19 protein-coding genes are annotated in these 18,527 nt (G+C 66.6%); 12 read left to right on the top strand and 7 right to left on the bottom strand.

Annotation, left to right across the window (positions count from 1 at the left end; all coding sequences use genetic code 11):
* Positions 1-14: 14 nt before the first annotated feature.
* From K7G82_RS01560 to K7G82_RS01550, 3 genes are all read right to left on the bottom strand, one after another.
* On the bottom strand, positions 15-365 hold the full coding sequence (locus K7G82_RS01560; RefSeq protein WP_222988052.1) for a hypothetical protein: 351 nt from the start codon (positions 363-365) through the stop codon (positions 15-17).
* Between the two features lie 60 nt (positions 366-425).
* Positions 426-752, bottom strand: coding sequence for a hypothetical protein (locus tag K7G82_RS01555; RefSeq protein WP_222988051.1), 327 nt, complete (start codon positions 750-752; stop codon positions 426-428).
* Positions 753-843: 91 nt separating this feature from the next.
* A complete protein-coding gene (locus K7G82_RS01550) occupies positions 844-1,284 on the bottom strand; it encodes a host attachment family protein (RefSeq protein WP_222988050.1) in 441 nt (146 codons plus the stop codon).
* Positions 1,285-1,379: 95 nt separating this feature from the next.
* Between K7G82_RS01550 and serS the strand changes: the two genes are divergently transcribed.
* The 6 genes from serS to K7G82_RS01520 all read left to right on the top strand — a co-directional run bounded on the left by serS (position 1,380) and on the right by K7G82_RS01520 (position 7,714).
* Entirely contained in the window at positions 1,380-2,657 is a 1,278-nt protein-coding gene (serS, locus tag K7G82_RS01545) for a serine--tRNA ligase (protein ID WP_222988049.1), read from the top strand.
* The gene (gene surE, locus K7G82_RS01540; protein ID WP_222988048.1) at positions 2,657-3,421 is read left to right on the top strand and encodes a 5'/3'-nucleotidase SurE; all 765 of its coding nucleotides are present in this window, start codon (positions 2,657-2,659) and stop codon (positions 3,419-3,421) included. Before serS ends, surE begins: the two co-directional genes overlap by 1 nt.
* Positions 3,422-3,530: 109 nt before the next feature.
* Positions 3,531-4,568: a peptidoglycan DD-metalloendopeptidase family protein gene (locus K7G82_RS01535; protein ID WP_343228505.1), complete on the top strand. Its 1,038-nt coding sequence runs from the start codon at positions 3,531-3,533 to the stop codon at positions 4,566-4,568.
* Complete coding sequence (locus tag K7G82_RS01530; protein ID WP_222988046.1) at positions 4,568-5,608, top strand: potassium channel family protein; 1,041 nt, start codon at positions 4,568-4,570, stop codon at positions 5,606-5,608. The genes K7G82_RS01535 and K7G82_RS01530 overlap by 1 nt, the downstream gene beginning before the upstream one ends.
* Before the next feature lie 67 nt (positions 5,609-5,675).
* Entirely contained in the window at positions 5,676-7,010 is a 1,335-nt protein-coding gene (gene rimO / locus K7G82_RS01525; protein ID WP_222988045.1) for a 30S ribosomal protein S12 methylthiotransferase RimO, read from the top strand.
* Between the two features lie 59 nt (positions 7,011-7,069).
* Positions 7,070-7,714 carry a TetR/AcrR family transcriptional regulator gene (locus tag K7G82_RS01520; RefSeq protein WP_222988044.1) on the top strand — a complete coding sequence of 215 codons (645 nt, stop codon included), beginning with the start codon at positions 7,070-7,072 and terminating at the stop codon, positions 7,712-7,714.
* Positions 7,715-7,717: 3 nt separating this feature from the next.
* Here K7G82_RS01520 and K7G82_RS01515 read toward each other — a convergent pair whose 3' ends face one another.
* Positions 7,718-8,629 carry a LysR substrate-binding domain-containing protein gene (locus tag K7G82_RS01515; RefSeq protein ID WP_222988043.1) on the bottom strand — a complete coding sequence of 304 codons (912 nt, stop codon included), beginning with the start codon at positions 8,627-8,629 and terminating at the stop codon, positions 7,718-7,720.
* A gap of 76 nt (positions 8,630-8,705) precedes the next feature.
* On the opposite strand from K7G82_RS01515, the gene K7G82_RS01510 reads away from it, so the two are divergent.
* The 6 genes from K7G82_RS01510 (at position 8,706) to purU (ending at position 15,760) form a co-directional block, all read left to right on the top strand.
* Entirely contained in the window at positions 8,706-9,731 is a 1,026-nt protein-coding gene (locus tag K7G82_RS01510; protein ID WP_222988042.1) for a 2-oxoadipate dioxygenase/decarboxylase family protein, read from the top strand.
* Complete coding sequence (locus K7G82_RS01505; protein ID WP_222988041.1) at positions 9,728-11,152, top strand: FAD-binding oxidoreductase; 1,425 nt, start codon at positions 9,728-9,730, stop codon at positions 11,150-11,152. The genes K7G82_RS01510 and K7G82_RS01505 overlap by 4 nt, the downstream gene beginning before the upstream one ends.
* Before the next feature lie 99 nt (positions 11,153-11,251).
* Positions 11,252-12,448 (top strand): aspartate aminotransferase family protein, encoded by a 1,197-nt coding sequence (locus tag K7G82_RS01500; protein ID WP_222988040.1) that lies wholly within the window; start codon positions 11,252-11,254, stop codon positions 12,446-12,448.
* Positions 12,409-13,452 (top strand): arginine N-succinyltransferase, encoded by a 1,044-nt coding sequence (locus K7G82_RS01495; protein WP_343228504.1) that lies wholly within the window; start codon positions 12,409-12,411, stop codon positions 13,450-13,452. The genes K7G82_RS01500 and K7G82_RS01495 overlap by 40 nt, the downstream gene beginning before the upstream one ends.
* A gap of 5 nt (positions 13,453-13,457) precedes the next feature.
* On the top strand, positions 13,458-14,897 hold the full coding sequence (astD, locus tag K7G82_RS01490) for a succinylglutamate-semialdehyde dehydrogenase (RefSeq protein ID WP_222988038.1): 1,440 nt from the start codon (positions 13,458-13,460) through the stop codon (positions 14,895-14,897).
* Positions 14,897-15,760 carry a formyltetrahydrofolate deformylase gene (purU, locus tag K7G82_RS01485; RefSeq protein ID WP_222988037.1) on the top strand — a complete coding sequence of 288 codons (864 nt, stop codon included), beginning with the start codon at positions 14,897-14,899 and terminating at the stop codon, positions 15,758-15,760. Before astD ends, purU begins: the two co-directional genes overlap by 1 nt.
* 223 nt (positions 15,761-15,983) lie before the next feature.
* Here the strand turns inward: purU and K7G82_RS01480 are convergent, their stop codons facing one another.
* Genes K7G82_RS01480 through K7G82_RS01470 form a run of 3 tightly spaced genes read right to left on the bottom strand, consistent with a single transcriptional unit; the run spans position 15,984 to position 18,514 of the window.
* Positions 15,984-16,397 (bottom strand): hypothetical protein, encoded by a 414-nt coding sequence (locus K7G82_RS01480; protein WP_222988036.1) that lies wholly within the window; start codon positions 16,395-16,397, stop codon positions 15,984-15,986.
* A gap of 15 nt (positions 16,398-16,412) precedes the next feature.
* Positions 16,413-17,120: a tetratricopeptide repeat protein gene (locus tag K7G82_RS01475; RefSeq protein WP_343228503.1), complete on the bottom strand. Its 708-nt coding sequence runs from the start codon at positions 17,118-17,120 to the stop codon at positions 16,413-16,415.
* Between the two features lie 50 nt (positions 17,121-17,170).
* Positions 17,171-18,514, bottom strand: a complete 1,344-nt coding sequence (locus tag K7G82_RS01470; RefSeq protein WP_222988035.1) for an AmpG family muropeptide MFS transporter — start codon at positions 18,512-18,514, stop codon at positions 17,171-17,173.
* Positions 18,515-18,527 lie beyond the last annotated feature (13 nt).

Genomic DNA, 18,527 nt, shown 5'->3' with positions numbered 1-18,527 from the left:
ATGCCTCCCATCCCCTATGCCGGCGTCCCGTTCGAAGGCGGCGGCGGCGGTGGCGGTCCGGTGATGGTCGGCGGCAGCGGCGGCTTTGGCGGTGGTGGCTTCTTCGGTGGCGGCGGCTTCTTCGGCGGTGGCAGCTCGGGCGGCAATATCGTCATTTCTTCGACGTCGAGCGGCGGTTCCACCTCCACATCGAGCGGCGGTTCGGGTGGATCGAGCACGTCCACCTCGAGTGGCGGTTCGAGCACCAGCACGTCCACCGGCGGGTCGAGCTCGTCCAGTTCCAGCAGCAGCTCCAGCTCGTCTTCTTCGAGCAGTTCCAGCTCGTCGAGCAGTTCCGGCGGATCGACGGGCGGCAAGCCGCCCAAGCCGCCGCACGGATCGAGCGGCCATCACGGATCGAGCGGGCATCATGGGTCGAGCGGCCATCATGGTTCCAGCGGCAGCTCGGGTTCGTCGGGCAGCAGCGGATCCAGCTCGTCGAGCACCAGCTCGGGCAGCAGCAGCAGCACGTCCACGGGCGGTTCGAGTTCGTCGAGCTCGAGCAGTTCCAGCTCGTCCTCGTCGAGCAGCTCCAGCTCGTCGAGCAGCTTTGGCGGGTCGAGCGGCTGGCACGGCTCCAGCAGCCACGGGTCAAGCAGCCATGGCAGCTCGGGCAGCTCCGGATCGAGCGGCACGCCGGTTCCGGCACCGCCAGTCGTGCTGCTCTTCGGTGCGGCGGCGGCGGCGCTTGTTGCGCGCAAGCGACTGGCCAAGCCCAAGCCGTAAACGGGATTTGTAGAGCCCAACGCATGGGCGGCGCGTCCTCAACCCCGGACGCGCCGCTCCTTTTTTGAGTCCGGCGGATCAGGATGCGATGATGATCTTCTCGATCGCATCCACCGGATGCCCGGTCAGATCCTTGGCGATCTCGCCGACCAGGCGGCTCTCGACCTCCTTGTGATAATGTTTGCGCATCTCGCCCAGCGTGCGGGGCGGCGCGACGATGATCAGCGACTCGAAATCATTGGCCAGGGCGCGCTTGCGCAGCAGCGCCGCGGCTTCGCTGGCGAAACGATCTTCCTCCTGCTGATGGAAATCGACCTCCGAATAGCTGTGCCGGCTGAAGCCCCCGCTCGAAAACGCCAGCCCCGGCGCATCGGACTTCTGATCGCGATCGGCGGGATTCTCCTGCTCGCGGACGCTGTCGATCGTCAGATTGGGTTGCAGCCCGTCTCCCTCGTTGCGGAAAAACAGCATCTTCCGTCCATCGGCCACCACCACGAGACTCTTGTTCGCGATCCGCATCGGCACACTCCTTTCATCATGTCCGTGAGCGTAACGCGCGGCGCCCGGCACGGTTGCGGCTTGCATGGCAGGAACGGCGCGGCCATAGCCGCGGCATGCACGACATACGCCTGATCCGCGAGGACGCCGCCGCCTTCGATACCGCGCTTGCCCGCCGGGGCGCAGCCGCCGCTTCGGCGACACTGATCGCGCTCGACGAGGAACGCCGCGCCGTCGTCACCGAAGCGCAGACCGCGCAGGCCCGGCGCAACGAGGCATCGAAAGCGATCGGCGCGGCCAAGGCGCAGAAGCGCGACGACGAGGCCGCGGCCCTGATGGCGGAAGTCGCCACGCTCAAGGAAAAATTGCCCGCGCTCGAAGCGCGCGAGCGCGAGTTGAACGACGCGCTGAACGATGCGCTGGCCGCCCTGCCCAACCTGCCCGCCGCCGATGTGCCCGACGGCGCCGACGAGACCGAAAATGTCGAGGTTTCGCGCTGGGGCACGCCGCGGAGCTTCGACTTCGAACCGCAGGAACATGCCGATTTCGCGCCCGCGCTCGGCCTGGATTTCGAAGCCGCCGCGCGCATCTCGGGATCGCGCTTCGCGGTGTTGCGCGGCGGGATCGCCCGGCTTCACCGCGCGCTCGGCCAGTTCATGCTCGATCGCCAGTCCGACGCGGGCTATTCGGAGACCGCGCCGCCGCTGCTGGTGCGCGACGATGCCGCCTTCGGCACCGGCCAGCTCCCGAAGTTTCACGACGACCTGTTTCAGACGACCGATGGGCGCTGGCTGATCCCGACCGCCGAAGTCAGCCTGACCAACCTGGTCCGCGAACAGATACTGGACGAAGCGGCGCTGCCGATCCGCCTGACCGCGCTCACCCCTTGCTTCCGCTCCGAAGCAGGCGCGGCGGGCCGCGACACGCGCGGCATGATCCGCCAGCACCAGTTCGAAAAGGTCGAACTGGTGACCATCGCCACCCCTGAACAGTCCGAAGACGAGCATCTGCGGATGACGGGTGCGGCGGAGGCGATCCTGCAGGCGCTGTCGCTGCCCTATCGCAAGATGCTGCTGTGCACCGGCGATATGGGTTTTGCCGCGCGCAAGACCTTCGATCTCGAAGTCTGGCTGCCCGGCCAGAATAATTATCGCGAGATCAGCAGCATCTCCAACTGCGGCGATTTCCAGGCGCGGCGCATGGCCGCGCGCTTCCGTGCCGCCGGCGATGCGAAGGGTACGCGTTTCCTCCACACGCTCAACGGATCGGGGCTCGCGGTCGGCCGTACCCTGGTCGCCGTGCTCGAAAACTATCAGGAGGCCGACGGCTCAGTCCGCGTGCCCCAGGCACTGATCCCCTATATGGGCGGCATCGACACGCTGGTGCCGGCCTGATGCGTATCCTCGTCACCAACGATGACGGCATCCACGCGCCGGGACTGAAAGTGATGGAGAGCATCGCCCGCGCCCTTTCGGACGATGTGTGGGTGGTGGCGCCGTCGGAGGAACAGTCGGGTGCCGGCCATTCGCTGACGCTCAGCCGCCCGGTCCGCGTCCGCCGTCATGGCGAACGCCGCTGGTCGGTCAGCGGCACGCCCACCGACTCGGTGCTGATGGCGCTTGGCCATCTGATCGAGGGCGACAAGCCCGATCTCGTGCTCTCAGGCGTCAATCGCGGCGCCAATCTCGGCGAGGACGTCACTTATTCGGGTACGGTTTCGGCGGCGATGGAAGGCGCGCTCGCGGGCGTGCCGGCGATCGCGCTGAGCCAGGTCTATGCCCGCGAAGGCATGGGGGACAGCGTGCCCTTCGCCGTCGCCGAGGCATGGGGAGAGCGCGTGCTGCGCCCGCTCATCGGCATGAAGATGCCGTTCCGGACGCTGATCAACGTCAATTTCCCCGCGACCACGCCCGACGCGGTGCGCGGCGTGAAGGCGGTGCGCCAGGGCTTCCACGATTATGGCCGCACCCGCATCGTCAAGGGCACCGATCCGCGCGGCTATCCCTATTACTGGTTCGGCCTGGGCACGACCGAACATACCCCGGGCAACGCCACCGATCTCGAAGCGATCGCGGAGGACTGGATCACGGTGACGCCGCTGCATCTGGACCTGACACACGACGAATCGATGGCCGCAGTTGACGCGCTCTATCGATGAGGGAAGTCGGTGCCGGCCAGAAAGCGCTCTTCCGCGCTTTCCCGAACAAGCATCACGGTGAATGCAAACCGCTGAAATCTATGCTAGTCTGAAAGGCATGGGCGCTAGGGTGGGGACCAGAAGCATCATCGCAGCGACGACGCTGCTCGCGGCGGGTTGCGTGCCGCGTGCCGGAAACACGCCTCCCGCTCCGCCGCCGCCCGTGCCGATGCTCGAAACCGAGATCGCCAATCTGCCGGAAACGCCGCCGGCCTGGGAAGCGAAACCGGCGTCCGCCGGCGCGAAACAGGTGGAGGGCTCGCTCTACCGTGTGCTCGACGGCGATACGCTGCGCGGCGTGGGTGAAAAGACCGGGGCGGGATCCGAAGCGATCGCGCGCGCCAACAGTCTCGCCGCACCCTACACCATCTTTCCCGGCCAGATGCTGCGTATTCCCGCCGGACGCTATCACAAGGTCGGCCAGGGCGAGACCGGCATCGCGATCGCCCGCGCCTATGGCGTCGGCTGGTCGGACATTCTCGCGCTCAACGGCCTGCAGGAACCTTTCGTGCTGCGCGTCGGCCAGCGCCTGGCGCTGCCCGATGCGGCGGTGCCGCCCGCGCGCCAGACGATGGAGCAGCGCGCGGCCGCCTTCCGGCTCGATATCGCCTCGATCCTGAGCGGCGGCGAGCCCGCCCAACCGGAAGGCAAGCCCCCTGCCCGCCCCGTTGCCACCGCGGCACGCACCTTGCCGCCCACTGCGGCCGTGGCCGTGCCGGCGAGTTTTCATGGCGGCTTCGGCTGGCCGGCAACCGGCCGGCTGCTCACGCGTTTCGGCCCGAGTGGAAAAGGCCAGATCAATCAGGGCGTCAATATCGCGCTGCCGCGCGGCACCGATATCAAGGCGGCGGCGGACGGCGTGGTCGCCTATGTCGGTGACGGCGTGAACGCCTATGGCGGGCTGATCCTGATCCGCCATGGCAGCGGCTGGGCGACGGCCTATGGCCATGCGCAGGAATTGCTGGTCTCGCGTGGGCAGGCGGTGAAACGCGGCCAGGTGATCGGGCGCAGCGGCCAGTCCGGCTTCGCCGACCAGCCCCAGCTCCATTTCGAGATCCGGCAGAACAGCAAGCCGGTCGATCCGCTCAAGCACCTGCCGCCGGCCTGATGGCGATCCGCAAATCCCGTCTCGACCTGCGTTACGAGACATTGCAGCGCAATTCGCGCACGCCGGTCTGGCTCTCGATCGGCTGGCGCGTGCTGTTCGTGCTCGCGCTCGTCGGCATCGCGGTGGGGGTTCATTGGATCGACCGCACGGGTCTGCGCGACAATTATGACGGGCATGTCAGCTTCATCGATGTGATCTATTTCACGATGATCTCGATCACGACGACTGGCTATGGCGACATCGCACCGGTTTCCGAACGGGCGCGGCTGTTCGATGCACTGATCGTCACGCCGATCCGTGTGTTCGTCGTGCTCGTCTTTCTGGGCACGGCCTATAATTTCGTGTTCAAGCGAACCTGGGACAAATGGCGCATGAAGCTGATCCAGAAGAATCTTCACGACCATATCGTCGTCTGCGGTTTCGGCACCAGCGGATCCGAGTCGGTGCAGGAACTGCTCGCGCGCGGCACCGATGCGCGTGAGATCGTGGTGATCGACACCTCGCCCATCGCTCTCGAGCGCGCGGCGGCGTGCGGCTGCGCCGTGATCGAGGCGGATGCGACGCGCGACGAGACGCTGAAGGCGGTCAAGATCGACCGCGCCCGCAACGTCATCGTCTCGGCGGGACGCGACGACACCTCGATCCTGATCGTGCTCACCGTCCGCCATCTGGCCGACACGGTGCCGATCAGCGTTCTGGTCCGCGCCGAGGACAACGAGATCCTCGCGCGTCAGGCCGGCGCCACCACGGTGATCAATCCGGTCAGCTTTGCGGGGCTCTTGCTCGCCGGATCATGCCATGGCCCGCATATCGCCGATTATATGGCCGATCTCGCGGCCACCGACGGCAGCGTGAAGCTGACCGAACGCGCGGTTTCGGCGGACGAGGTCGGCAAGCCCCTGGCCGCCATCGGCGACGGCATCGGCGTCCGCATCTATCGCGGCGGCGAGCCGATCCCCTTCTGGCATCCCGACGCGCGGACCCTGCAGGCGGGGGACACGATCCTCGCGATCGTTCGCGGAGACGGCAGGCTGAAATAACCGATCAGGCGGAGAGTGTCGCTACCTGATGACATTTGCGCCCATAACCACTATGTGGCGCGCTCCCATGGCACTCCAACTTCCCTCTCCGCCGAAAGTCGGCATGGTTTCGCTCGGCTGTCCCAAGAACCTTGTGGACAGCGAACGCATCCTGACCAAGCTGCGCTCCGACGGCTACAGCATGTCGCCCGACTATGCCGGCGCCGATGTCGTGCTCGTCAACACCTGCGGTTTCCTCGATTCCGCGAAGGAGGAGAGCCTGGAGGCGATCGGCGAGGCGATCGCGGAGAATGGCCGCGTCATCGTCACCGGCTGCATGGGCAAGGAAGCCGAAGCGATCCGCGCACGCTTTCCCGGCGTGCTCGCGATCACCGGCGCGCATCAATATGAGGAAGTCGTCGGCGCGGTGCACGAAGCGGCGCCGATGCCCCCCTCCGCCTTCCTCAACCTGGTGCCCGAGCGCGACCTGAAGCTGACGCCGCGTCACTACAGCTATCTGAAGATCTCCGAAGGCTGCAATCATCGCTGCGCCTTCTGCATCATCCCGTCGCTGCGCGGCGATCTGGTCAGCCGGCGCCCCGACGCGATCCTGCGCGAAGCCGAAAAGCTGGTCGCCGCCGGCACGAAGGAATTGCTGGTGATCAGCCAGGATACCTCGGCCTATGGCGTCGATATCCGCCACCAGCCGCGCGAATGGCATGGCCGCGAAGTCCGCGCACACATGACCGACCTGTCACGCGAGCTGGGCAGCCTGGGTGCGTGGGTGCGGCTCCACTATGTCTATCCCTATCCGCATGTCGATCAGGTCATCCCGCTGATGGCCGAGGGATTGATCCTTCCCTATCTCGACATCCCCTTCCAGCATGCCAGCCGCAACGTGCTGCGCGCGATGAAGCGCCCCGCCAACGAAGCCAAGGTGCTGGAACGCATCAAGACGTGGCGCGACATCTGCCCGGACATCGCCGTCCGCTCGACCTTCGTGGTCGGCTTCCCCGGCGAGACCGAGGATGATTTCCGCTATCTGATGGACTGGCTGGAAGAAGCGCGGCTCGACCGCATCGGCGCGTTCCGCTTCGAGCCCGTCGAGGGCGCCGCCGCCAACGACCTGCCCGATCCGGTGCCGGAGGAGGTGAAGGAAGAACGCTACGCCCGGCTGATGGAACTGACCGCACGTATTTCGGCGGAGAAGCTGGAGGCCAAGATCGGCCGCACGCTCGACGTCATCATCGATGCTGCCGACGACGAGGGCGGCGCCACCGGCCGATCCAAGGCCGATGCGCCCGAGATCGACGGCGAAGTCCATCTGCGCGACGCCGACGGCCTGAAACCCGGCGATATCGTCGCGGTCGAGATCGAGGATGCCGACGAGCACGATCTGTTCGGCGTGCCGGTGGGCAATTGACGCACGATTCCGTCTGAACGCTTGCTGTGCGCCCGGCCGGCTGCGATATGCACCGGGCGATGACCAAGTCCGTGGAAACAAACGCCGAAGCCGCAGCGAAGCCCAGGCGACGCGTGCGCCGTCAGGCGCCGACCGTGCGCCGCCAGGATCTGCTCGCGGTCACCATCAGTTGCCTTGCCCGGCTGGGCGCGCGTGGCACCACGGGCCGTGAGATCTGCCGCCAGGCGGGCGTCTCGCACGGCCTGCTCCGCCATTATTTCAAGAATCCCGAAAACCTGCTCCTCGAAACCTATCAGGAGTTGTGCGACAGCGTGATCGTCCGCTTCGAGGCGGAAATGGCGTTGCCGCACGACGATCCATGGGAAACGATCGACCGCTTCCTGGTGATGCTGTTCTCCGACGAATGGGCCAATCCCGACATATTGGGCGCATGGATCGCCTTCTGGACGCTGGTGCGCAGCAACGCGGAATTCGCGGCGGTCAGCGAGGATTACAATTACCGGCTGCGCGAGATGCTGGCCGAAGCGGTGCGGCGCCTGCCGCCCGGGCCGGTGCCGGCCGACGATCTCGCTGCACTGCTTTCGGCGGTGACGGACGGGCTCTGGATCGATTTCTGCCTGTCGCCCACGCGCATGCCGCGCGACCGCGCGCTCGAACTCTCGCGACTGACGCTGCGTCGGCTGGCACCGCGCCCCGGAGAATGACGCTCAGGCGGGAACGCCTTGCGCCTCCTCATCGATCCACGCCCTGAATCGTGCGAGCGGCGCATTCGCCGCCGCCGCCTCGGGATAGACGAGATAATAGGCCTCGTCGGTCGAAAGCGGGATCTCGATCGGGCAGACCAGGCTGCCCGCCGACAATTCGGGTTCGATCAGGAAGCTGGGGATCAGCGCCGCTCCCGCCCCAGCCGCCGCCGCCTGCGCCAGCATCAGGAAATGTTCGAACACCGGCCCGCCGGCCGCGAACGCCTCGACCCCGGCCGCACGGAACCAACGATCCCAGGCGGTGCGGCGCGACGTCTGAAACAACAGGCTCTTGCCGATGAAGTCGGCGGGCTCGCGGATCGGGTTGGCGGCGAGCCAGTCGGGCGAGCAGACCGGGATCGCGGCCTCGCGGAACAGGAAATCATGCACCGCATCGGGCCAATCGGCCCGGCCGAAATGGATCGCCGCGTCGAACGGCTCGTCGGCGAAGGCGAAGGGAAAGGAGCGCGCGGCGAAATTGACAACCAGTTCGGGATGGCGCGCGGTGAGCCGTGGCAGCCGTGGCGCGAGCCAGCGCATGCCGAAGCTGGGCAGCGTCGCGATGCTGAGCTCATTGGTCGGCCGACCGCCCGACAGCCGCGCCGTCGCCCGGCGGATGCGATCGAGCGCCGGCCCCACCTCTTCGGCATAGGCGCGGCCTTCCGCATTCAGGCTCACCCGGCGGCCCGCGCGGGTGAACAAGGGCGTCTGCAACCAGTCTTCGAGCAGCGCCACCTGCCGGCTGACCGCGCTCTGAGTCAGTCCCACTTCCTCTCCCGCGCGCGAAAAGCTGCCGAGCCGCGCCGCCGCAGCGAAACTGTTCAGCGCTCCCATGGGCGGCAACAGTCTGCGCGCGCCTTCATTCCAATCTGTCATCAGCAGATGACCCCTTCGCGTTTGCCTCAGCTTAGCATTCACGTCAGAGGAGCGCCATATCGCGTTGGAGGTAATCATGCACAGCGGGAATGAAAGCACGATCGAGCGGCTCGTCGTCGGGACACTGGGCGAGGCAGCCGGCAAGACGGCGCTCGACGCGCTGGCGATCGATGCGCGCCTGCTCGCCGAAACCGGCCCCAATGTCTCTCGCGCGGTTTTCGCGATGGCGCTGGGCGTGACTCTGTTCGACGGGTTGCTGGCGCGGGTCCCGAGCGGAGCCGCTTATGGCGCTGAGCGGCTGGCGCGCGGCGAGCGCATCCTGTTCGATCACGGCGCGCTGCGTACGATCCGCTTCCCCGTCGGCCCGACCGGCGGGCTGCCCGCCGGCCATGAAGCCTTTGCGCGCATTCTCGCGCCGCTCGGCTATCATGTCGCGGGCGTCTACCCCCTGCCCGCGCTCAAGATGACCGGCCATGCCTATTGTCATCGCGACATGCCCGAGGCGATCCCGCAATATTTCGTGAGCGAACTGCATGTCGAACGCTTCGACGACGCGTTCGGCGCCGCCGCCCGGCGCGTGTTCGGCGGATCGCGCGATCCGCTGGGGCCGGAGGAAGCCGCCCTGCTCCATGATTTCAGCCGCCACGGCTCGGTGCCGTTCGCACAGGCGCTCGCCATGCTTCCCCGGATCGCGGCCGCGTTCGAACGTCATCACGGTGCCGTCCGCGTCTCCGACTATGAAACGCTGCTTGCCCGCTCGGCCGAGGCAGGCTGGATCGCGACCGAGGGCAATGCCTTCAACCATGCGACCGACCGCGTCGCCGATGTCGATGCGCTGGCCGATCGGCTGCGCGATGCCGACTGGCCGATCAAGGATCGCGTCGAGGTGTCGGGCAGCGGCCGCGTCCGCCAGACCGCATTCCGTGCCGATCCGGTCGAGCGCGAATTTCTGGGCGACGACGACAAGTCGGTTCGCCGGACCGTACCCGGCTCCTTCTATGAATTCATCACGCGCGAAACCAATCCCGCGACGGGCGGGCTCGACCTCGCTTTCGACAGCGGCAACGCGACGGGCATCTTCGCGATGACGCGGGCGGCGTGAGCGATCACGCTGCCCTGCTCCGCGCACTGGCGGAGATTGTCGGCCCTGCCAATCTGCTGACCGAGGCCGGCGATCTGGCGGGCTATGCCAGCGACGGACGCGGCACGACCGGTTCGCCGCTCGCGGTGGTGCGCCCGTCGAGCGCCGAACAGGTGCTGGAGATCGTCCGCCGGACGACGGAAACAAAGGTGCGGCTGGTTCCGCAAGGCGCGCGCACCGGGCTGGTCGCGGCGGGCATCGCCGGACCGGAGGGGGACGCCGTCCTGCTCTCGCTCGAACGGCTCGCCCGTCCCCCGGTGATCGATCCGGTCAACCGCACCGCCGAAGTCGATGCCGGCGTGCCGCTGTCGGCGATCAATGCGGCCGCCGCCGAGCACGGCCTGTTCTTCCCGATCGATCTGGGCGCCGACCCTTCCGTGGGCGGGATGATCGCCGCAAACACCGGTGGCGCACGCTTCCTTCGCTATGGCGATGTGCGCCGCAACCTGCTCGGCATCGAACTGGTGACGGCCGACGCCGAACCGCGCCTGATCACGCTCGGCGCCGCGCTATGGAAGAACAATGTCGGGCTGGACCTGAAGCAGCTTCTGGTCGGCAGTTCCGGCTCGCTCGGCATCGTGACGCGCGCGACGCTCGCGCTGTCGCCCAAGCCCGTCGCGACGGTGACGGCAATGATCGCGCTCGACCGCGCGGAAACCGCGACCGCGTTGCTGACCGCGCTCGAAGGTGCATTCGGCACGCTGCTGACCGCGTTCGAAGGGATTTCCGGCCCCGCCCTCGACGCCGCATTGCACCATGTGCCGCGACTGCGCGATCCCTTTGGCGGCGTCCGTCCCGACTATGCCGTGCTGGTCGAGCTTGCGGCGGGCGCGGCGTTCGATGCGGAATGGCTGGAAGAGAGGCTGGGCGCCACGCTGATGCCCTGGTTCGAGCGCGGCGCGATCCGCGACACCGCCGTCGATCGTGGCGATGGGCTCTGGGCGATCCGCCATGCGGTCCCCGAGGGGCTGCGCGCCGCCGGCAAGGTCGTCGCCTGCGATATCGCGCTCCGCCGGGGCGACGTGATGCGTTTCCGCGAAGATCTGGCGAAGCGGCTGTCGACGATCGCGCCGCAGCTTCATATCCTCGATTTCGGGCATATCGGCGATGGTGGGCTGCACTTCAACATGGTCTGGCCCGCCGAGGCGGGACCATTCGATCCGGAAATCGGCGAAGCCGCGCGCGCGGCGGTGTTCGTCGCGGTTGTCGAGGAGTATGGCGGCAGCTTCAGCGCGGAGCATGGCATCGGTCCGGGCAATGCGCACTGGTATCAGCGGCTGGTGCCGGAGGAGACGCGCAGGCTTTCGGGCGCGGTGCAAAGACTGATGGCCCCGACGCCGATGGGGCGTGTGGATTTTGGACTAGAGCGGGCTGTGCTTTGATGGAAGCGGAGAGCCTGCTCTATATGTTTGTTTTAACGCGATTTTCGAGTCGTTCGATGATTCCATCGAACTGCAAATCGCCCTAATGGGAGCAACGACATGACCGACGCATTGATGGGAGTTTACAATCGCGCGCCGCTGGCGGTGTCGCACGGCAATGGCGCCTGGCTGCATGATATCGACGGTCGCGCCTATCTCGATTGCGTGGCCGGCATCGCGACCGACGCGCTCGGCCATGCCCATCCCGCGCTGATCGCGGCGCTGACCGAACAGGCCGGCAAGCTCTGGCACGTTTCCAACATCTTCCGCATTCCGGGGCAGGATGAGCTTGCCGAGCGCCTGACCGACGCCAGCTTCGCCGATGTCGTCTTTTTCGGCAATTCGGGATCCGAGGCGATCGAATGCGCGCTCAAAACCGCGCGCCGCTATCATTTCGTCAACGGCCAGCCCGAGCGGATCGATATCATCGGTTTCGCCGGATCCTTCCATGGCCGGACCTATGCGGCGATCAACGCGGCGGGCAACCCTTCCTATGTCGAGGGTTTCGGTCCCCGCCTGCCCGGCTATGTCCAGCTCACCATCGACGACGAGGCCGGCATCGCCGAAGCGATCGCGCGGCCGACCACGGCGGCGCTGATCGTCGAGCCTGTGCAGGGCGAAGGCGGCGCGCGCGCACTGACCGGCGAATGGCTGAAGCGCGTCCGCGATCTCTGCACCGCGCATGGCGTGCTGCTGATCTATGACGAAGTACAGAGCGGCATGGGCCGGACCGGCAAGCTGTTCGCGCACCAATGGTTCGAAGGCGCGGAGCCCGACATCATGGGCGTCGCCAAGGCGCTGGGCGGCGGCTTCCCGGTCGGCGCGTGCCTTGCCACCCGCGAAGCCGCGAAGGGCATGACCGTGGGCGTGCACGGCTCCACCTTCGGCGGCAACCCGCTGGCGATGGCGGTCGCGATCGCCGCGTTCGACGAGATCGCCAAGGAAAGCACGCTGACGCATGCTCGTGCGATCGCCGACGATCTCAAGACGCGGCTGACCGATCTGGCCGCCCGCTATCCCGACCTGATCGTCGACGTGCGCGGCAAGGGCCTGCTGATCGGCCTGAAGATGATCCCCAATAATCGCGAATTCATGGCGCTGGCGCGGGATCATGGCGTGCTCGTCGCCGGCGGCGGCGAGAATTGCGTCCGCCTGCTGCCACCGCTGATCCTGAGCCATGAGGAAGCGGCCGAAGCCGTCACCCGGCTGGAAGCGGCATGCGAGGCTGCTCGCGCGCAACTCGCAAAGGCCGCTTGATGCTGGTGGTTCGGCCCGCCGGACCGGCGGACCTGGAGGCATTGATGGAGCTCGCGGTCCTTTCGGGCCGCGGCTTCACCAGCCTGCCTGAGGACGAAGCCGTCCTCTCCGAACGGCTTGCCCTGTCCCAGCAGAGCTTCACGGGAGCGATCGCGCCGGCGGAAGCCTGGTACACGCTGATGCTGACCGACGGCGAGACCGGTGCGGTCGCGGGCGTCGCCGGCGTGCGCGCGGGGGTCGGCATCGGCCGCCCCCATTTCTCGTTCCGGATCGTCACTCTCGCCCAGCATTCGCTGGCGACGAAGACGCGCTTTGATCACCAGGCGCTGGTGCTGGTCAACGAATGTGCGGGCTGGACCGAGGTGGGATCGCTGTTCGTCCGCGCCGACCGTCGCAGTGGCGGCGCCGGCAGCCTGCTCGCCCGATCGCGCTACATGCTGATCGGCGCGGATCCGCTGCGCTTCTCGCACACCGTGATGTCCGAATTGCGCGGCTGGTTCGACGAGGACGGCCGATCGCCCTTCTGGGAAGGCGTGTCTTACAAATTCTACCGCATCCCGTTCGAACAGGCCGATCATATGGTCACCGCGAGCGACGGCCAGTTCATCCTGGATCTGGCGCCGCGTCACCCCATCTATGTCGAGCTGATCGACCATGGCGCGGCGGAAGCGATCGGCCGCGTCCACCGGGACGGCGAACCCGCGCTGGCACTGCTGGAGCGCGAAGGCTTCGAACGGTCGGGCCTGGTCGATATTTTCGATGGCGGCCCCACCATGACCTGCGCGCGCGATTCGCTGGCGACGGTGCGCGGCAGCCGCACGCTGCGCCTGGCGATCGGCCATGATGTGGACGGGCCGCAATATTTGCTTTCGAGCGTCGCCATCCCCAAATTCCGGGCGACGCAGGCAGCCGCCGCGATCGACGACGGCATGGTGACCGTTGATCCGCAAACCGCAACCGCGCTAGGCCTCCGCGAAGGTGAGGCCGTTCGAGTGAATGGGTGATATCGATGCATGTGAACGGCCAATGGCAGCAGGCGAGCGGCGAGAGCTTCCGATCGCTCGATCCCGCAACGGGAGAGACGGTGTGGGAAGGCGCGGCCGCGACGGCGGATGACATCGCACAGGCGGTGGCGGCGGCACGCGCCGCGCTGCCGGCATGGCGCGCGGCCCCGCTCGACGATCGCATCGCCGCCGTTCGTCGTTTCGCCGCCGCGCTCGAATCCGATCGCGAGGCGTTCGCGGAACTGATCTCGCGCGAGACCGGCAAGCTGCTCTGGGAAACGCGCGCCGAGATCGGATCGATGATCGGCAAGGTCGCCGTCTCGATCGCCGCCAATGCCGAACGGACAGGCGAACGCGCGTCGGACACCGATTTCGGCCGCGCGGTGCTGCGCCATCGCGCGCATGGCGTGATGGCGGTGCTGGGCCCCTATAATTTCCCCGGCCATTTGCCCAATGGCCATATCGTGCCGGCGCTGCTGGCCGGTAACACGATCGTCTTCAAACCGTCCGAGATCACGCCGGCCACCGGCGAGCGCATGGTCAAGGCCTGGGAACAGGCGGGTCTTCCCGCCGGTGTGCTCAATCTGGTGCAGGGCGCGCGCGCGACCGGCGAAGCCCTGGTCGCGGCCGATATCGATGGTCTGCTCTTCACCGGCTCGGCGGGCGCCGGCGCGGCATTGAAGCGCGCGACGATCGACCGACCGCACCTGATCCTGGCGCTCGAACTCGGCGGCAACAATCCGCTGATCGCCTGGGATTCGCCGGAGGCCGCCGCGTCGATCATCGTCCAGTCCGCCTTCGTCACCACCGGCCAGCGCTGTTCGTGCGCGCGCCGCCTGATCGTGCCGCAAGGAGCGACGGGCGACGCGATCGTCGATGCGATCGATGCGATGGCGGGCCGGCTGCGCATCGGCGCCTGGAACGATGCCGAGGATGGCTTCATGGGGCCGCTGGTTTCGGACGCGGCGGCGGCGGGCGCCCGCTCCGCCTTTGCCGGGCTTCAGGCGCGCGGCGCACGCACCATCCGCGACTTCGGCGGGATCGACGGGCGTTCGGCCGCGTTCGTGACGCCGGCGATCCTCGACGTGACGGGGATCGACGTGCCCGATGGAGAGATCTTCGCGCCCGTCCTCCAGATCACCCGTGTCGGTGATTTCGATGCGGCGATCGCGGCGGCCAATGCCACCGCGTTCGGCCTGTCCGCCGGCCTGATCAGCGCCGACGCCGCGCTCTGGGACCGTTTCATCGAGGAAAGCCGCGCGGGCATCGTCAACCGTAACCGACCGACCACGGGGGCTGCGGGCAACATGCCCTTTGGCGGGCTTGGCGCATCGGGCAACCATCGGCCCAGCGCCTATTATGCCGCCGATTATTGCGCCTATCCGATCGGCAGTTTCGAAGCCGATACGGTGAGCGCGGTCGCGGTTCCGGGGCTTGCCGCCTGATGAGCGAACCGAGCTGGATCCTGACGCTGACCTGCAACGACCGGGTCGGCATCGTCGCGGGTGTGAGCGCGTTCCTGGCCGCGCGCAGTGGCTTCATCCTCGACAGCCAGCAATATGCCGATATCGAGACGGCGCGCTTCTTCATGCGCGTCGTCTTCACCGCCGGCGGCCCCGATTTTCCGGGCGATACCGAAGAATTGCGCGCGCAGTTCGCCGGGACGGCGGCGGCGCTGGAACTCGACTGGTCGCTGACCGCCGCCGACGAACGCCCGCGCGCGCTGATCGCGGTCTCCAAGGGATCGCATTGCCTGAACGACCTGCTGCACCGGCGCCAGACCGGTGGCCTGTCCGTCGATATCGTCGGTGTCGTCTCCAATCACGACGATCTGCGCGGACTGGTCGAATGGCATGGCCTGCCCTGGCATCATCTGCCGGTGAATGCCGACAATCGCGACGCGCAGGAGCGCGCGATCGAGGCGCTGATGGCCGATAGCGGCGCCGAACTGCTGGTGCTCGCCCGTTACATGCAGGTGCTGACGCAGGATTTCTCCGAACGGCTGAGCGGTCGCTGCATCAACATCCATCACAGCTTCCTGCCCGGCTTCAAGGGCGCGAAACCCTATCACCGCGCGCATGCGCGTGGCGTGAAGCTGATCGGCGCGACCGCGCATTTCGTGACCGGCGACCTCGACGAAGGCCCGATCGTCGAACAGGCGGTGGAACGCGTCGATCACCGCGCGTCAGTGGATGACATGATCCGCATCGGCCGCGACATCGAGGCGCAGGTGCTGGCCCGCGCGGTCAATGCGCTGGGCGAACGCCGGGTGTTCCTGAATGACGGCAAGACGGTGGTTTTCCGGTAAATCACCAACTCCAACCACCCATTCGGGCTGAGCTTGTCGAAGCCCTGCCCTCCCCTTCGAGTCACATCAGTTGAAGACGAGCGACCGTTGCGAGCGAAGCGAAGCAATCCCGGGATGCTTTCTACACTGGATTGCTTCGCTTCGCTCGCAATGACGAAGATGGATGGATCGAACGTAATCGGGAATTAGAATGATGTTCGGGCCGATCGATGCACGGCACCCACTATCCAACGCCCGCAAGCAATGCCTTGCCCGATCTCCCGTCATACATTGCCTTCAGCTCACCACGAAATGCATCCAGAAGCACATATTCAGTCTCAAAACTGATCGCGAGACATTGCGATACATCGTTCAAGTCGGCGAGACGCACACGTGCTTCCAGTCGCCCGCTCACCTTCACCTGCATCACGTCGAGAGCCGCGACGAGGCTGGCGTCTCCGCTCGCCCCCCATTCCCATCGGCAATTCGTTTTGCCGTCGAGTGGATATCGGCCAATCTGCTCGATCAGGTCCGGTAACTCACCGAGGTTCGACCAGAAAAAAGACGATCCCGAGAAAAGCGCCGTCCGGACATCGAACCAGAGCCGGCCAACCTCATCGTCCGGATCGGGTTCGTAGCGGAGGATGAGATGGCTCATCGCAGCATTCTTGCCCTATGTACCCGTATCTGTCCGCAATCCACGCAACTGGTCCATCGCCCAGTCGTACATGTCAGCCTCGGCCCCGCGCTGGGTGCGGTCGAGGCGTTTCATGCGCTGTTCCACTTCCTCCAGCACGCCACGGGCGCGGCGACGATCGCCGGTCTGCAGCAACAGGGCCGCATAGCGGCAGCGCGCTTCCTCGCCCGGATAGCGCGAGACCAGATCTGCATAGATCGCCATTGCCGGCGCGAGCTTGCCTTGCGCCTCCAGAATGCGCGCGCGCAGCATCGCCAGCCGGTCCTGCTCGCCGATGCCGGACGGCTGCGCGATCTCGTCGACCAGCCGTTCCGCTTCGGCCGCCTCGCCGATCTCGATCAGCGCACGGGCGAGCTTGGCCTTGGTCCGGTCGTCGCCACCCGGCGAACGCGCCAGCGCATCGCGATAACAGGATATCGCCTCCTCATGGCGATCCAGCCCGGCAAGCGCGTCGGCCATCGCGATCCTGTTCGCCACCGTATCCGCCAGCGACAGCGCCTCCCGCGCGGCGCGCAGGTCGCGCTCGGGATCGAAATGCGCCACGGCCTTGGCATGCGCGGTGCGGACATGCCGATTGCCGCGCAGGCCCGGCAGGATCTCGAGAATGAAATAGGCGGCGGCGCCGGCCAGCGGCAGGAACATGATCACCATGATCCAGGTCTGGTTGCGCCCGTTGCGGATCACATGGATCGCGCAGGCGATCTGGATCAGGGCGGAAGCGATCAGCCAGGGTATCAGGCAGGATCCTGTTGCGTGCTCCCCGCGCCTTCCTTGCCCGCGCTGCCGATCGACGCATCGATCAGCCCCGCGCGCATCATCAGCCAGAACAGGATGATGCCCGGCACCGCGGCCAGGGTGGTCAGAAGGTAGAAATTCACATAGCCCATGCCTTCCACCAGCCCGCCAGCGGTGGTGCCGGTCAGGAAGCGGCCGACGATGCTGGAGGCGGCGGAGATCAACGCATATTGGGCCGCGGTGAAGCGCAGATCGGCCAGCGCGGAGAAATAGGCGATCACCACCACGCCACCGATGCCGCTCGCGAAATTCTCGAATCCGATCGCGCCCGCCATGCCCCAATTGCTGTGTCCGGCGCCCGCGAGCAACGCGAAGCTGAAATTCGATACGCACATCAGCACAAGGCTCAGCAGCACCGAGCGCTTCATGCCCATGCGCGCATAGAGAAAGCCGCCGACGAAAATCCCGATCAGATAGGCCCAGAAACCGACCCCGACGTCGTAGATCGCGATCTCGTCATTGCTGAAACCAAGATCGTCGAACAGCAACCGGAACGTCAGATTCGCCAGCGTGTCGCCGATCTTGTGGATCAGCACGAACAACAGGACGAGCAGCGCACCGCGACGCTGCAGGAACTCGACGAACGGCCGCCAGATCGCGGCCAGCGTCCGCTGCACGCCGCGTTCCCGCGTCGGCGCATGGTGGCGCTTGGGTTCGCCCATCAGCAGAGCGACGATCATCGCCGGCAGCGCCAGCGCCGCGCAGGCGAGATAGGCCGCTTCCCACCCCAGCCGCGCCGCGACCACCAGAGCGAGCGCCCCCGCTCCGGCCGAGCCGATACGCCAGCCATATTGGGTCATGCCCGATCCGACGCCAAGCTGGCGCGGCTCGAGTATCTCGATGCGATAGGCATCGATCACGATATCGAAGCTGGCGCCGGCGACGCCCACCAGGATGGCCGCCGTCACGATCGCGCCGATCCCGTCACCCGGATCGACCAGCGCCAGGTTGACGACGGCCGCGATCACCGCCGCCCCCATCACGAGCATCCACGACACGCGCTGGCCAAGGCGCCCGATCAGGGGCAGCCGAACGCCATCGACGATCCATGCCCAGAGAAACTTGAAATTATAGGCGAGGAAGACGAGCGTGAAGGCGGTGATCGTCTTCTTGTCGATCCCGTCCTGCGCCAGCCGGGTGGTCAATGTCGCGCCGATCATCGCGAAGGGAAAGCCCGACGATATGCCCAGGAAGAACGACGCCAGCGGCGCTTTCTCGACATAAGGCTTCACGCCGTCGATCCATGTGCGCTGCTTATCGTTGGATGCCGTAGCGTCAGCCATGAACCATATCCCA

Source organism: Sphingomonas colocasiae (genome assembly GCF_019880585.1).
GTDB classification, from domain to species: Bacteria; Pseudomonadota; Alphaproteobacteria; order Sphingomonadales; family Sphingomonadaceae; genus Sphingobium_A; species Sphingobium_A colocasiae.
The sequence above is the reverse complement of the archived record's forward strand: the minus strand, read 5'-3'. Positions and strand labels throughout refer to the sequence as shown.